Origin of the sequence: Phaeobacter sp. QD34_24, assembly GCF_028890115.1 — a bacterium.
Classification (GTDB): domain Bacteria; phylum Pseudomonadota; class Alphaproteobacteria; order Rhodobacterales; family Rhodobacteraceae; genus Phycobacter.
In genome coordinates this window covers 127,984-142,584 of record NZ_JARCJD010000008.1, presented here as the reverse complement: position 1 = coordinate 142,584, position 14,601 = coordinate 127,984, and the positions used below count along the sequence as shown (strand labels likewise).

11 protein-coding genes are annotated in these 14,601 nt (G+C 64.2%); 7 read left to right on the top strand and 4 right to left on the bottom strand.

Features of this window, described 5'->3' with window-relative positions:
• Positions 1-68: 68 nt before the first annotated feature.
• On the top strand, positions 69-3,491 hold the full coding sequence (locus tag PXK07_RS08740) for an indolepyruvate ferredoxin oxidoreductase family protein (RefSeq protein WP_274847839.1): 3,423 nt from the start codon (positions 69-71) through the stop codon (positions 3,489-3,491).
• 63 nt (positions 3,492-3,554) lie between these two features.
• Here PXK07_RS08740 and PXK07_RS08735 read toward each other — a convergent pair whose 3' ends face one another.
• Positions 3,555-4,220, bottom strand: coding sequence for a TetR/AcrR family transcriptional regulator (locus PXK07_RS08735; protein ID WP_274847838.1), 666 nt, complete (start codon positions 4,218-4,220; stop codon positions 3,555-3,557).
• 135 nt (positions 4,221-4,355) lie between these two features.
• A complete protein-coding gene (locus PXK07_RS08730) occupies positions 4,356-4,940 on the bottom strand; it encodes a TetR/AcrR family transcriptional regulator (protein ID WP_274847837.1) in 585 nt (194 codons plus the stop codon).
• A 75-nt stretch (positions 4,941-5,015) separates the two neighbouring features.
• Between PXK07_RS08730 and PXK07_RS08725 the strand changes: the two genes are divergently transcribed.
• Positions 5,016-5,807, top strand: coding sequence for a crotonase/enoyl-CoA hydratase family protein (locus PXK07_RS08725; RefSeq protein WP_274847836.1), 792 nt, complete (start codon positions 5,016-5,018; stop codon positions 5,805-5,807).
• A 47-nt stretch (positions 5,808-5,854) separates the two neighbouring features.
• Here PXK07_RS08725 and PXK07_RS08720 read toward each other — a convergent pair whose 3' ends face one another.
• Both PXK07_RS08720 and PXK07_RS08715 read right to left on the bottom strand, forming a co-directional pair.
• Entirely contained in the window at positions 5,855-6,484 is a 630-nt protein-coding gene (locus tag PXK07_RS08720; protein ID WP_274847835.1) for a glutathione S-transferase family protein, read from the bottom strand.
• Between the two features lie 77 nt (positions 6,485-6,561).
• Positions 6,562-7,056: a class I SAM-dependent methyltransferase gene (locus tag PXK07_RS08715; RefSeq protein ID WP_274847834.1), complete on the bottom strand. Its 495-nt coding sequence runs from the start codon at positions 7,054-7,056 to the stop codon at positions 6,562-6,564.
• 268 nt (positions 7,057-7,324) lie between these two features.
• On the opposite strand from PXK07_RS08715, the gene PXK07_RS08710 reads away from it, so the two are divergent.
• From PXK07_RS08710 to PXK07_RS08690, 5 genes are read left to right on the top strand one after another with little or no spacing between them, the layout of a single operon-like run.
• Positions 7,325-9,097: an ABC transporter ATP-binding protein gene (locus tag PXK07_RS08710; RefSeq protein ID WP_274847833.1), complete on the top strand. Its 1,773-nt coding sequence runs from the start codon at positions 7,325-7,327 to the stop codon at positions 9,095-9,097.
• A complete protein-coding gene (locus PXK07_RS08705) occupies positions 9,090-11,015 on the top strand; it encodes an ABC transporter substrate-binding protein (RefSeq protein WP_274847832.1) in 1,926 nt (641 codons plus the stop codon). Before PXK07_RS08710 ends, PXK07_RS08705 begins: the two co-directional genes overlap by 8 nt.
• A complete protein-coding gene (locus tag PXK07_RS08700) occupies positions 11,015-12,043 on the top strand; it encodes an ABC transporter permease (protein WP_274847830.1) in 1,029 nt (342 codons plus the stop codon). Before PXK07_RS08705 ends, PXK07_RS08700 begins: the two co-directional genes overlap by 1 nt.
• Positions 12,040-13,197 carry an ABC transporter permease gene (locus tag PXK07_RS08695; protein ID WP_274847828.1) on the top strand — a complete coding sequence of 386 codons (1,158 nt, stop codon included), beginning with the start codon at positions 12,040-12,042 and terminating at the stop codon, positions 13,195-13,197. Before PXK07_RS08700 ends, PXK07_RS08695 begins: the two co-directional genes overlap by 4 nt.
• The gene (locus PXK07_RS08690) at positions 13,194-14,540 is read left to right on the top strand and encodes a CoA transferase (protein ID WP_274847827.1); all 1,347 of its coding nucleotides are present in this window, start codon (positions 13,194-13,196) and stop codon (positions 14,538-14,540) included. The genes PXK07_RS08695 and PXK07_RS08690 overlap by 4 nt, the downstream gene beginning before the upstream one ends.
• The last annotated feature ends 61 nt before the right edge of the window (positions 14,541-14,601 follow it).

Genomic DNA, 14,601 nt, shown 5'->3' with positions numbered 1-14,601 from the left:
CGGCAAATTATTCCGCACCCGATGGATTATCCTTCCGCGATCAGGACACCCCCGCGCGAGGACACCCCATGACCGAGCTGAGCCACGAATTTCGAAGCTACCAGCTGGATGACCGCTACGAGATGACCAAGGGTCGCGTGTTCCTCACCGGCACCCAGGCACTTGCACGCGTCATGCTGGACCAGGCGCGCCGGGATCGTGACGCGGGGCTCAACACCGCCGGGTTCGTTTCGGGCTACCGTGGATCGCCGCTGGGCGCGGTCGACCTGGAATTCTGGCGCTCGCGCAAGCGCATGGAAGAGGCCAAGATCAAGTTCATGCCCGCCGTGAACGAGGATCTGGGCGCCACCGCGGTTCTGGGCGCGCAGCAGGCCATCCTTGACCCTCACTGCGAGGTCGAGGGCGTCTTTTCCATGTGGTACGGCAAGGGGCCGGGCGTGGATCGTTCCGGCGATGCGCTGAAGCACGGCAACGCCTATGGATCTTCTGAGAAGGGCGGCGTGCTGGTGGTGGCAGGCGATGACCACGGCTGCGTCAGTTCTTCGATGCCGCACCAGTCGGATGTGGCCTTCATGGCCTGGTTCATGCCGGTGCTGAACCCGGCGGATGTTTCCGAATTCCTGAGTTTTGGCGAATACGGCTTTGCCCTGTCGCGCTATTCCGGCACCTGGGTCGGCTTCAAGGCGGTGTCGGAAACCGTCGAAAGCGCGCGCTCGGTCGAATTGCGCCCGGATCGTGATTTCATCCTCCCCGAGCTGCCCGAGTACCCCGGCGGGCTGCACATCCGCCGTGCCGACCTGCCCTCGCCCGAGATCGAAACCCGCATCCATGCCAAGATCAAGGCCGTGCGCGCCTTTGCCGAGGCCAACCCGATCGACCGCCGCATCTATGACGTTGAGGACGCCAAGTTCGGTTTCGTGACCACCGGCAAGGGGCATCTCGACCTGATGGAGGCGCTGCGCCTTCTGGGGCTGGACGAGGCCGCCTGCCGTCGGCTGGGGATCGACATCTACAAGGTCGGCTTTGTCTGGCCGCTGGCGCGCCCCGAGGCGCTGCGCTTCGTGAACGGCAAGGAAGAGGTGCTGGTCGTTGAGGAGAAACGCGGCATCATCGAAAGCCAGTTCAAGGAGTATTTCTACGACTGGCCCGGCGCCAAGCCGAAACAGATGGTCGGCAAATACGACAGCGCGGGCGAACCGCTGATCCCCTGGACCGGGGAACTCAGCCCGTTGCAACTGGTGCCCATCGTGGCGGCGCGACTTGATGCCTTCTTCCCGGATGAGAACCTGCCCGCCAAGGCCGCCGCGCTGACCGCTGAGCCGCCCAAGCTGATCAACGTGCCGGGCGCCACCCGCACGCCCTATTTCTGCTCGGGTTGCCCGCACAACACCTCGACCAAGCTGCCCGAAGGCTCCAAGGCGTTTTCCGGCATCGGCTGTCACGTCATGGCCAGCTGGATGGACCGCGACACCGCAGGCTATGCCCAGATGGGCGGCGAAGGCGTGCCCTGGGCGGTTGCCTCGCAGTTCAACGGGAACAAGCACGTGTTCCAGAACCTGGGCGAAGGCACCTGGTATCATTCCGGCAGTCTGGCGATCCGGCAAGCGGTCGCCGCAAGGACCAATATCACCTACAAGATCCTTTACAATGACGCGGTCGCCATGACCGGCGGTCAGCCGGTGGACGGGCCGGTCAGCGTATCAGGCATCGCCCAGACCTGCCGCGCCGAAGGGGTGGAGCGCATCGCGCTGGTCTCCGACGATATTGGCAAGTTCAACCGCGCCACCTTCCCCGCTGGAACCTCCTTCCATGACCGCGGCGACATGGACGCGGTACAGCGCGAGCTGCGCGAGATCCCCGGCGTCACCGTGCTGATCTACGAGCAGACCTGCGCCACCGAAAAACGCCGCCGCCGCAAGCGCGGCAAGATGGAGGACCCGAAGAGGTTCGCCTTCATCAACGATCTGGTCTGCGAAGGCTGTGGCGATTGTTCGGTGGAGTCCAACTGCCTCAGCGTGGAGCCGAAGGAGACCCCGTTCGGACGCAAGCGCAAGGTCAACCTCTCCTCCTGCAACAAGGACTTCTCCTGTCTCAACGGGTTTTGCCCCAGCTTTGTCACCGTTGAGGGTGGCGAGCGGCGCAAGAAGCAGCCTGCCGGTCTCGACGCAGACCAGCTGGCGGCCCGCCTGCCCGCCCCGGACCTTCCCTCCCTCGCCGAGCCGTTCGATCTGCTCGTCACCGGGGTGGGCGGCACAGGCGTTGTGACCGTTGGTGCGCTGATCACCATGGCCGCCCATCTGGAAGGCAAGGGATCCAGCGTACTGGATTTCACCGGATTTGCACAAAAGTTCGGCACCGTCCTGAGCTATATCCGCCTGTCGAACGCGCCCGACACCCTGAACCAGGTGCGCATTGATCAGGGGACCGCAGATGCGGTGATTGGCTGCGACGTGGTGGTCTCCTCCGCCCCCAAGGCCTCGGCCCATTATCGCCCGGGCACCAAGGTTGTGCTGAATCGCGCCGAAATGCCCACGGGTGATCTGGTCTTGCGCCGCGACGCCGACCTGATGGCGGGCCTGCGCGAGCAGGAGATCGCCAATGTGGTTGGGGCAGAGAACCTGTCGGGCTTCAACGCCAATGAGGCGGCAGAGGCGCTGCTGGGTGATGCGGTGCTGGCCAATGTGATGATGCTGGGATTTGCCTGGCAAAAGGGGCTGGTGCCAGTCAGCGGCGCGGCGCTGTCACAAGCGATCGAACTCAATGGCGTGGCGATCAACGAGAACCACTTGGCCTTTGCCATCGGGCGTGCCATGGCTGTGGATCCCGGCCTTGTGCGCCAGTTCTACGACGAGGCCCCGGAACAGGCAGAAACGCTGGAGCAGATGATCACCCGCCGCGCCACCTTCCTGACCGGCTATCAGGATGCAGATTATGCGGCCCGCTATCGCGCCACGCTGGACCGGCTGCGCAGCGCCCTGCCTGCGAACGTGCAGGACGACCTGACGACACGCGCAGCGAAATCCCTGTTCAAGCTGATGGCCTATAAGGATGAATTCGAGGTCGCGCGCCTTTTGACCTCTGATACCTTCAAGCATCAGATCGCGGCCGAATTCGACGGTGACTACTCGGTCAAATACCACCTCGCCCCGCCGTTGCTGACGCGTAGCAAGGACAGCCGGGGACGTCCGAAGAAACGCGCCTTCGGACCCTGGCTGCGCCCGGCGCTGTCAGTGCTGGCCAGGGCAAAGGGCCTGCGTGGCACGGCCTTCAACCCCTTTGGCTATCACGAAGAAGCCCGCCTGCACCGCGACCTTCTGGCCTGGTATGAGGCTGCCCTGGACAAGGTCGCAGATGGATACAGCCCAGCGACCCACGAGGTCTGTGCTGAAATTCTATCGGCCCCACAGGAAATCCGCGGCTACGGCCCGGTCCGCCTGGAGGCGGCCCAGCGCTTCCGGGCCGAAACCGAGGCGCGGTTGAAACGGCTCTGATCCCACCCGCGCAACGCAGGGCGCGCGCATCAACGATGGGTCTGGCCGCATCTGCAGGCGCGGTCAGATATCCCAGACGTCCCGGGTGTAACGCCGGAACGCCTCCAGCTCTTCGGGCTGTGCCTCCTTACCGGTAAACACCAGCAGGTATTCCGGCGTCATCTTCATGCGCAATTCGTAGCTTTCGTTCGGCTCGGCCATGTCATAGCCGAGCTGCATGTAATAGAGCACCTTGGCCCGTGCCTGCGCCTCCATCTCGGGATAGCCGAAGCGGGCAAACATGTCGGTCAGCGCCGCCACCCGGCGCGCATCCGAGCGGTCCAGCAGGCTGCGCACCTTGCCAGAACGCCGCGCCCAGTCGCGCACCGCAAAATCCAGCGCCGTGTTGAAGAGATCCGGGTTCTCGATGCAGTGAAAGACATTCAGCACCGCCCCGGTGATCGTCTCGGCCGTGGCTTCGGCCTGGGCCACCATGGCGGCGGTATTGGTCTGCTCCCATTCCTTCAGCAGCGCATCCAGCAGATCCTGACGCGACTTGAAGTACCAGTAGAAGGAAGAGCGCGAGACATTCATCCGCTCGGCCAGGGCCAGCACCTTGACCCGCTCCACCCCGTCGCTGATCAGCACATCCATGGCCACGTTCAGCCAATCTGCGCGGGTGACTTTTACGTTCCCGGTCAGCGGCGCGGCAGTGGGATCGTCGCGGTGAAGGATCGGTTTGGCGGGCATGGGCAGAATACCTTGTCACAGACGCCAAGCGGCGCAGCAAATATCCTGCGGCGGGTACCCGGCCATGTCCACCGCATTCGGCAGCGGTGCGCTATTTGTCTCAGGCGGAAGGCAAGGCGCCCTGCGATCCCGGGTTCAAGACGATGCACAGGCCAATTCGACAAGACGGTAAGCCGCAGCCCCTGCATCCTCTGCATATTGCGGATCGCGATGGGTCAGCATCGCAGAAAAGGCGCCATCCATCAGCAGGGTCACCGCCCGGGCGAGATCCTGTGCCTGCTGAATCCCCGCCTTCGCATACGCCTCGGCCAGCCAGAGTTCGAATTTCTTTTTGTGCCGCGCACCGACTGCCACCGCAGGGTGTCCGGGCATGTTTGCCAGCTCCGCGACGGTCCTCAGAAACCCGCAGCCCTTCCATTTCGGGTGGCGCGCATTCTCGGCAACCCTTTGAAAAATGACCTGGGTCTTTGCGGAGACCGGTCCTTCCGCCTCATCGAACCATTGTGCGAATGCCGCCAGGTTGGGCTGGTCCCGCGAGATCAGATAGGCCTCGATCAGGTCATCCTTGCTTTTGAAATGATAGTAGAGCGTCCGTTTGGTCAGCCCGGCCTTTTCGGCAATCGCATCGACGCTCACAGCGCGGATTCCTTCGCCGTAAAATAGCTTGTTCGCCGCCGTCAGGATGCGGTCCCGGGTTTCTAGGGAAGAGGGTTTCGCCATGTATACTACCTAGTGAGTTTACTTGAATTTGCCCCCTTCCCACACTCGGGTCAACACAACGACGGAGTATCGAAGATGACCGACACTGTTTTGATGACACGCGAGGGACCGATTGCAATTCTCACGCTCAATCGGCCGGAAAAGCTGAACGCGCTGAACTACCAGACCAACGACCGGATACTCGAGCTGCTGAACCGGATCGAGGACGACGCCAGCCTGCGCCTGGTTGTCTTGACCGGTGCCGGGGATCGCGCGTTTTCCGCAGGCGGCGACATCCACGAATTTTCGCAAAGCGTGAAAGAGGGGCCGGATGTGGCGATCAAGGCCTTCGTGCGCCGGGGGCAGGCCATGACACGTCGCCTGGAGGCCTTTCCCAAACCCATCATCGCGGCAGTGAACGGCATTGCCTTTGGGGGTGGCTGTGAAATCACCGAAGCGGTTCACCTGGCCGTAGCATCCGACCGGGCGCGATTTGCCAAGCCGGAAATCAACATCGGCATTCCGCCGACCTTTGGCGGGACACAGCGGCTCCCCAGGTTGGCGGGCCGAAAACGCGCGCTTGAGCTTCTGTTGACCGGCGACGAATTCGACGCCGCGCGCGCCTATGAGCTTGGCTTGGTGAACCGTGTCGTTCCCCATGAGGATCTCATGCCTGCCACCTTCGATCTGGCGGACCGTATTCTGCGCCATTCGCCAATTGCGGCGGCACGGATCATCACGGCAGTGACGCGCGGGATCAACGCCTCAATCACAGAAGGTCTTGAGATCGAAAGCGAGCAATTCGGCCGCATGGCCGCCACCACCGACATCCACGAAGGGCTGGACGCCTGGATCGCACGCCGGAGACCTGCATACACGGGCACATGACCGGACCACGCCCTTGCCCCGGCGCGCAGCAACTTTGCCCCTTGATCCTACAGCTGCGCGCTGGGACGTTCGCGGATCGCCTCTTGCCAGGCCAGGGTCGCGCTGTTGGCTTCGGGCACGCGGATCTTGATCACGCGGGCAAAGTCCACAAAAACGAAGGCCGAGATATCCGCCAGGGTGAAATGATCGGTCGCCAGATAGGGGCTTTCCCGAAGTCGTTCCTCCAGGAGATCAAAGAACCGCGCGGTGCGCAGCTGCCCGCGTTCCGCCAATGCCGGGATCTGGGCGTAGTGATCGGGGCCGGGAATGGCACGGTTTTCAAAGGCGGGATGGGTGTTGCGCAGCACCTCGGCAATCGGCGCGCCGCCCTGCTGTTCGACGATGGAGTTCCACATCAGCACCAGCCCCTTTTCATCCGCGTTTCTCCCCATCAGCGGCGGTTCGGGATAGGCGGCCTCCAGATAGGCGGCGATACCCAGGTTCTCGGTCAGGGCGGTGCCCGCGTCGGTGATCAGCACCGGGATCGTGGCCCGCGGGTTCACCGCCAGAAAGGCCGCATCCAGCTGTTCGCCCTTGGCGATGGAGACATCATGCGTTTCGGGCGTCAGCCCCTTTTCGGCAATGAACATGCGCGCCCGGCGCGGGTTGGGCGCGGTGGAGCAATCGTAGAAAATCATGGCAGCCTCCCTTTTCTCCCCCCAGCCTAGGAGCAGAGTATCGCGTCAGGCCAGCATGACGATACGTCGCAGACAGATCAGGCGTCGCGACGGTAGATGAAGCAACGCCCCTCGACAGCGCCGTCCGGCAGCGGCATTTCGCGCAAGGTCTCGAAATACATCCGGTCCGAGGACACCATAAGGCCACCCACTGCCAGCAAGGGTTCGATCAGCGGCGAGACCAGCCGGGCGAAGGCATCGTTTTTCGCGCGGTTGTGCCCGCCCAGATCCGCATGGATCAGGCTGGCCGTGGCGCCGAACCGCTCCAGCGCGGCCGGAAGGGTCTCGCGCACATCGCCCAGGATCGTCAGCTCTTCCGGCGGGGTGCTGTCGGGGTGCGAAGCCACCGCGCGCTCGAACACATAGATGTCGCGCCCGCTGATATTGTGCTTCATGTGGTGATAGGTGCGCCCGTTGCCAAGCCCCAGTTCGAACACCGGCCCGCTCATGTCCGCGGTCTGTGCAATCGCGTGATCCAGACAGGCACGCTGGGACACCATGCGATCAATGAACAGGTCAAGGCGGGTGGTCATGAGGGGGCTCTCCTTGCGGTGCATGGCCGCGATACGGCCGGTGTGATGCAGATGTGTCAGAGTTTGCGGCAAATGTGTAGTGATTACAGAAAACTGGGCCGCACAGCCCGCCGGGTGACCATCCGCCGCGTCAAAATTCCCGCACCTCAGCCAGCTATCGGTGAATGGGGGTTTGACTAGAGCGCATGGCCCGCGCGATGGTGGGAGAAAAACGGGGACATGGGAAGACAATGACGCGATATCGCCGGTCACGGACGGGGAGGACTGAATGACGCCTCTGTTGTCAGTCGAAGGTCTCAGCATCGGCTTTGGCCGGGATGAACCCGTCGTGCGGGACGTCAGCTTTGACGTGGCGCCCGGTGGCACCCTGGCCCTGGTCGGCGAAAGCGGATCGGGCAAGACCATCACCTGCCGCGCCGCCCTGCGTATCCTGCCGCGTGCGGCACAGATCCGCTCTGGGAAGATCACGCTCAATGGCGGCAAGGCGCCGCTTGAATTGCTGTCCCTGTCCGAACGGCAGATGCGCAATGTGCGCGGCAACCGGATCGCGATGATTTTCCAGGAGCCGATGCGCTCCCTGTCGCCGCTGCACCGGATCGGCAACCAGGTCTCCGAGGTGCTGTGGCTGCATGGCCGCAAGAGCGAGGCCGAAGCGCGCAAGGAGGTGCTGGAGTGCTTCGAGCGCGTCGGTTTCCCGGAACCGGAGCGCACCTATCACTCCTACCCGTTCGAACTGTCGGGAGGCATGCGCCAGCGGGCGATGATCGCCATGGCGATGGTGGCCAAGCCCGACCTGCTGATCGCGGACGAGCCGACGACCGCGCTGGATGTGACGACGCAGGCGCAGGTTCTGGGGCTGATGAAGGAACTGCAGCGCGACACCGGCATGGCGATGATCCTGGTGACCCACGATCTGGGCGTCGTCGCCAATATGGCCGAGGATGTGGTGGTGATGCACAAGGGCCGCGTGATGGAGGCAGGCCCCGCCGCGCCGATCCTGTCGGACCCGGCGCACGCCTATACCCGTGCCCTGATCGAGGCCGCGCCCAAGATCCCCGCCGCAAGCCACAACGCGCCGCCGCAAGCCAAGGAAGACCTGATCCTCGAGCTGAAATCCGTCTCGAAAACCTACACCCTGCGCGCCGGAAAGGGCTGGGCGCCGCCCACCTATATCCACGCCTGCCGGGGGGTGGATTTCAAACTGCCGCGCGGCAAGACACTGGCCATCGTCGGCGAAAGCGGATCGGGCAAGACCACCGCCGCCCGCATTGCGCTGGGGGCCGAGCCACCCGATCCCGGCGGCGAGGTTCTGTTCCGCCCCACCCCGGAAGGCGAGACCGTCAAGGTGCACCAGATGGACCGCGCCGCCCGCACCGCCTTTCAACGCGAGGCGCAGATGGTGTTCCAGGACCCCTATTCCTCGCTCAGCCCGCGCATGCGCATTCTGGATACCATGGTGGAACCGCTGGAAATCCACGGTATCGGCACCGCGGCTGAGCGCCGCGACAAGGCGGCCAAGATGTTGCAGACAGTGGGTCTTGGCCCCGAAATGCTGCAACGCTACCCGCATGCCTTTTCCGGCGGCCAGCGCCAGCGCCTGTCGATTGCCCGCGCCCTGATGCTGGATCCTGCTCTGATCGTCTGTGACGAGCCAACCTCGGCGCTGGATGTCTCGGTGCAGGAACAGATCCTGCGCCTGCTGGAGAAGATCCAGGAGCACCAGGGACTTTCCTATCTGTTTATCAGCCATGATCTGGCCGTGGTCGCCCGTATCGCGGATGAGGTCGCGGTGATGCGGCGCGGGCTGATCGTCGAACAGGCCCCGCCCGAGACGCTGTTCCACAATCCCCAGCATCCCTACACCAAGGCGCTGATCGCGGCGCAGCCCGAACCCGATATCGACCGCCCGATCAATCTGGATCTGGTGGCGCAGGGCGCCGGTGCCCCGGACAGCTGGCCCGAGCACTTCAGATTCACGGGCGCCGAAGCCCCGCCGCTGGTGATGCTGGAGCCCGGACACAAGGTACGATGCTATGTTTGACGCCAAGAAACCCGTTCTGGCCCTCGCCCTTGCTGTGGCCCTTCTGCCGTTTTCCGCCCTGGCAGAGGCCCTGCCGCAGCTGAAGGAAAGCGCCTTCTGGCAGCAGGAGGTGGACGCGGGTGACCTGCCCCCGGTGGCAGAACGCATCCCCGAGACCCCGCTGGTGGTCGATCTGGAGGCCAAGGGGCGCGCATACGGCGTGCAGGGTGGCGCGCTCAACACCATGGTGACGCGTTCCAAGGACATCCGCCAGATGGTGGTCTACGGCTATGCCCGGCTTGTGGGTTATGACGCCGATTACAAGCTGCAGCCCGACATCCTGTTGGGTTACGAAGTCGAGAACAACCGGCGCTTTACCCTGCAGCTGCGCCCCGGCCACCACTGGTCGGATGGCTCCCCCTTCACCTCGGCCGATTTCGAATACTGGTGGAAGGACGTTGCCAACCACCCGCAGCTGAGCCCCGCAGGCCCGCCCGATTTCATGCGCGTCGAGGGTGAATTGCCGGAGGTCTCATTCCCCGATGCCACCACCGTGGTCTTTGAGTGGACCCATCCCAATCCCGGCTTCCTGCATCATCTGGCGCAGGCCCGCCCGCCCTTCATCTATCGCCCCTCGGCCTATCTGAAACAGTTCCACGCCGATTACGCCGACCCGGCGGCGCTGGCCGATGAAGTGGATTACGCCCGCGTCAAAAGCTGGGCCGCGCTGCACAACAAATACGACAACATGTACCAGTTCGACAATTTCGAACTGCCGACCCTGCAGCCCTGGATGAATGCCACAGTCGGCAAGAAAATCCGCCAGCTCTTCGTGCGCAATCCCTATTATCACCGCCTGGACGCCAAGGGCGTGCAGCTGCCCTACATCGACACCGTCGAGATGGAGATCGTCTCGGGCGGGCTGGTGGCCGCGAAGTCCAACGCCGGAGAGGCGGATCTGCAGGCGCGCGGCCTGGGCTTTCGCGACATTCCGATCCTGCGCAAGGGCGAGAAGGACGGCGGCACCTACAAGACCCACCTCTGGGGCACCGGCACCGCCTCGCAGATCGCGATCTATCCGAACCTGAACGCAAACGATCCGGTCTGGCGCGCGTTGCTGCGCGATGTACGGGTGCGCCGCGCCCTGTCGGTCGCCATCAACCGTGCCGCCATCAACCGGGCGCTCTATTTCAACCTGGCCAAAGCCGGCGCCATGACGGTGCTGGAGCAAAGCCCGTTTTTCGACCCCGCCCTGCGCGCGGCCTGGGCTCAGTTCGATCCCGATCTGGCCAATCAGCTGCTGGACAAGGTCGGGCTGACCGAAAAGGACGGCTATGGCATCCGCAAGCTGCCCGACGGACGCCGGATGGAGCTGATCATCGAGACCGCCGGTGAACGGCAGGAGGTGGAAAACGCCCTGCAGATCATCACCGACGACTGGCGCGATGTGGGCGTCAAGCTGGTGATGCGCCCGCTCGACCGCGACATTCTGCGCAACCGGGTGTTTTCCGGCACCACCACCGCCTCGGTCTGGTACGGCTGGGACAACGGTCTGCCGCAGCCCTATACCTCTCCGGCCTATCTCGCGCCCACCGATCAGGTCTTCCTGGCCTGGCCGAAATGGGGGCAGTATTACCAGACCGGCGGCGCGGCTGGCGAAGCCCCCGACATGGAGCCCGCCCAGCACCTGCTGGACCTGCTGCATGACTGGGAGACCGCCACCACGGACGAAGAGCGCTCTGCTGCCTGGCGCCAGATGCTGAAGATCCACGCCGATCAGGTCTATGGCATCGGCATCGTCGCAGGCGCTCCACAGCCGGTGGTGGTGTCCAACAGGTTGCGCAACGTGCCGGAACGCGGCATCTGGGCCTGGGATCCCGGTGCGCATTTCGGCGTGCATCGAATGGATGAATTCTTCTTTGTGGATGGTGAGGGCTGATGGAAATCCTGCGCTACGCCATATACCGGTTCGGCACCATGCTGCTCACGCTCTGGGTGGTGTCGGTGCTGGTCTTCGTGATCATCAACCTGCCCCCCGGCGACTACCTGTCGAACCAGATCGCCGAGCTGCGCGCCAGCGGACAGACTGCGGGCGTGGAAAAGGCCGAATTCCTGCGGCGCGAATACGCTCTCGATAAACCCTTGTGGCAGCAGTACTCCATCTGGATCGGGTTCATGCCCGGCCCGCATGGGTTTTCCGGTCTGATCCAGGGCAATTTCGGCTGGTCCTTCGAGTTCGACCGCCCGGTGGCGGAAATCGTCGGAGACAGCCTGTGGCTGACCGTGCTTGTGAACCTCGCTGCCGTGCTGTTCGTCTACCTGGTGGCCCTGCCGCTGGGGGTGCTGGCGGCGGCGCGCTCGCGCACCTGGGTCGATTACACATCGGCCTTTGTCGGCTACCTGGGCCTTGCCACGCCGAACTTCCTTCTGGCGCTGATCCTCTTTTACTACGGTCACCGCTGGTTCGGCCTGCCCATCGGCGGGCTGATGGATCCGATCTATGAAGGCGAGCCAATGAGCTGGGAGAAGGTGAAATCGATCCTCATCCACCTGATCGTGCCCACCTTCGTGATCGGCACCTCGGGCGCCTCGGCGATGATGCAGCGCTTGCGCGCCAACATGCTGGACGAGCTGGGCAAGCCTTATGTGGAGACCGCCATCGCCAAGGGCATGGCGCCGTCGCGGATGCTGGCGAAATACCCGCTGCGGGTGGCCTTCAACCCGTTTGTTGCCGATATCGGCAACCTGCTGCCCTCGATGGTATCGGGCTCGGTTCTGGTCTCGGTCGTCTTGGGGCTGCAGACCATCGGGCCGGACCTGCTGCAAGCGCTGAAATCGCAGGACATGTTCCTGTCGGCCTTCATCCTGATGTTCGTCGCCCTTCTGACCCTGATCGGCACGATGATTTCCGATGTGCTGCTGGTCCTTCTGGATCCGCGCATCCGCTACGAGGGGCGTGACGCATGAGCCAGCTTCCCGACGGTCGCTTTGTCGACGATGCCCCCTATGATCCGCAGCAATCGATCCGCGAGCTGGAGCGCAAGGATCTCGATGCTCCCAACTGGGTGCTGATCTGGCGCAAGTTCAAGACGCATAGGCTGGGGCTGATATCGGGCGCCTTCCTACTGTTCTGCTACCTGATGCTGCCCTTCGTCGGCTTCATCGCCCCCTATGGGCCGAACGAACGCCAGAGCGAGCATCTCTACTCCCCGCCGCAAGGCATCAACCTCTTCCACGAGGGCGAATTCCTCGGCCCCTTCATCTATCCGATGACCTCGGAAGCGAACCTGGAGACCTTCCAGTGGGAGTTCGAGCCGGACTATGAGAACCCGATGCCACTGCGGTTCTTCTGCGAGGGCAAATCCTACCGCATCGCCGGGTTGATCGAGGCCGATACCCATCTGTTCTGCGCGCCTTCGGCAGAGGTGCCCTTCTTCCTCTGGGGCTCTGACCGGTTGGGGCGCGATGTCTTCAGCCGTATCCTATACGGGGCGCAGCTGTCGCTGACCGTCGGTCTGATCGGCATTACCGTTTCCTTTGTGCTGGGGATCTTCTTCGGCTCAGTCGCGGGCTATTTCGGCGGCAGGATCGACTGGGTCATCAACCGGGTGATCGAGATCCTGCGCAGCCTGCCCGAACTGCCCCTGTGGCTGGCGCTCTCGGCCGCCGTACCCTCCAACTGGTCGCCGGTGGCGGTCTTCTTCATCATCTCGGTGATCCTCGGCATCCTCGATTGGCCGGGGCTTGCACGATCGGTCAGGGCCAAGTTCCTCTCCTTGCGCGAAGAGGAATACGTGCGCGCGGCGGAAATGATGGGGGCCTCCTCAGGGCGGGTGATCCGCAAGCATCTGCTGCCGAACTTCATGAGCCACCTCATCGCCTCGGCCACCCTGTCGATCCCGGCGATGATCCTGGGCGAAACCGCGTTGTCCTTCCTTGGCCTTGGCCTGCGCGCGCCTGCGGTCAGCTGGGGTGTCATGTTGAACGATGCCCAGAACCTCGCCAATATCGAGATCTACTGGTGGACCGCCATCCCGATGCTGCCCATCGTGGTTGTGGTTCTGGCCTTCAACTTCCTCGGTGACGGCTTGCGCGACAGTCTGGATCCATACCAGCAATGAGCCTGATCGATGCCCTCCCCGACCCCGCCACCTATGACCTGACGGGCACCGGCCACTGGCCAAGCGCCTTTGCGGTCAGCGAGCTCGCCACCGCAAGCATCGCCGCAGTGGGGGTGGAGCTTGCCGACTATATGCAAGCGGCAGGTTTGGTGACGCAAGCCCCTGCGGTCACGGTGGATCAGCGCCTTGCCGCGCTCTGGTTCGGCTACAGCTTCCGCCCCGAAGGCTGGGAGATGCCCTCGCTCTGGGATCCAATCGCCGGCAACTACCCGTCGGCCGACGGCTGGATCCGGCTGCACACCAACCTGCCCCGTCACCGCGCCGCGGCCCTGTCGGTGCTGGGCTGCGCCGCAAAGCCAGAGGCGGTGCGCGCCGCAGTCGCCACCTGGCAGGGCGATGATCTGGAACAGGCCATCGTCACCAAGGGCGGAGCCGCCGCCGCCATGCGCAGCCGCGATCAATGGCTGGCCCATCCGCAGGGGCAGGCCGTGGCCTCGGAACCGCTGGTGCAATGGGGCCAGCCCCGCGCCATTGCCCCCCGCGCCCTGCCCCGGGCGACGGCCTCCCGGCCTCTGGCGGGGCTCAAGGTGCTGGATCTCACCCGCGTTCTGGCCGGGCCGATTGCGACGCGCACGCTGGCCGGTTTCGGCGCCGATGTGCTGCGGATCGACCCGCCCGGCTGGGATGAACCGGGCGTGATCCCGGATATTTCCATGGGCAAACGCATGGCCATGCTGGATCTCAAGACCGCACAGGATCGCAGCCGCTCCGAAGCGCTGCTGTCCCGCGCCGACGTGCTGGTGCACGGCTATCGCCCCGGTGCCCTGGCCGCACTTGGCTACGGCCAGGAGATCCGCGACCGGATCGCGCCGAACCGGGTGGAAGTGACGCTCAACGCCTATGGCTGGACCGGCCCCTGGGCCGCACGGCGCGGCTTTGACAGCCTGGTGCAGATGAGCGCCGGGATCGCCGATACGGGCCGCAGCTGGGCCGCCGCCGACAAGCCCGTACCGCTCCCGGTGCAAGCGCTGGATCATGCCACCGGCTACCTGATGGCCGCCGCCGTGATCTCGGCCCTCAATGCGGCGACACGGCAGGACAATGCGCCACAGGCCCGCCTGTCGCTGGCCCGCACCGCTGAACTCATGGCCAGCCTGCAAGGCTCGAACAGCGGGCCTCAGATCACGGCAGCCGAAACCGGTGACTATGCTGCGGCAATCGAACAGTCGGGCTGGGGTCCGGGACTGCGGCTGAAACCGCCGCTGTCCCTGGCTGACACGCGCATGCACTGGCCGCGGCCTGCCGGGAAAACCGGATCGTCCCCTGCACAGTGGACCGCTTGATATCTGACGCTGCCGCGCCGCGCATCTGCGCGGCGCCCGGCCCAACCCCAAGCGGAGCGCG

Excerpts from the sequence above, each read along its gene's own strand:
- PXK07_RS08740 (WP_274847839.1), top strand. The coding sequence starts at position 69 with ATGACCGAGCTGAGCCACGAATTTCGAAGCTACCAGCTGGATGACCGC.
- PXK07_RS08735 (WP_274847838.1), bottom strand. The coding sequence starts at position 4,220 with ATGCCCGCCAAACCGATCCTTCACCGCGACGATCCCACTGCCGCGCCG.
- PXK07_RS08730 (WP_274847837.1), bottom strand. The coding sequence starts at position 4,940 with ATGGCGAAACCCTCTTCCCTAGAAACCCGGGACCGCATCCTGACGGCG.
- PXK07_RS08725 (WP_274847836.1), top strand. The coding sequence starts at position 5,016 with ATGACCGACACTGTTTTGATGACACGCGAGGGACCGATTGCAATTCTC.
- PXK07_RS08720 (WP_274847835.1), bottom strand. The coding sequence starts at position 6,484 with ATGATTTTCTACGATTGCTCCACCGCGCCCAACCCGCGCCGGGCGCGC.
- PXK07_RS08715 (WP_274847834.1), bottom strand. The coding sequence starts at position 7,056 with ATGACCACCCGCCTTGACCTGTTCATTGATCGCATGGTGTCCCAGCGT.
- PXK07_RS08710 (WP_274847833.1), top strand. The coding sequence starts at position 7,325 with ATGACGCCTCTGTTGTCAGTCGAAGGTCTCAGCATCGGCTTTGGCCGG.
- PXK07_RS08705 (WP_274847832.1), top strand. The coding sequence starts at position 9,090 with ATGTTTGACGCCAAGAAACCCGTTCTGGCCCTCGCCCTTGCTGTGGCC.
- PXK07_RS08700 (WP_274847830.1), top strand. The coding sequence starts at position 11,015 with ATGGAAATCCTGCGCTACGCCATATACCGGTTCGGCACCATGCTGCTC.
- PXK07_RS08695 (WP_274847828.1), top strand. The coding sequence starts at position 12,040 with ATGAGCCAGCTTCCCGACGGTCGCTTTGTCGACGATGCCCCCTATGAT.
- PXK07_RS08690 (WP_274847827.1), top strand. The coding sequence starts at position 13,194 with ATGAGCCTGATCGATGCCCTCCCCGACCCCGCCACCTATGACCTGACG.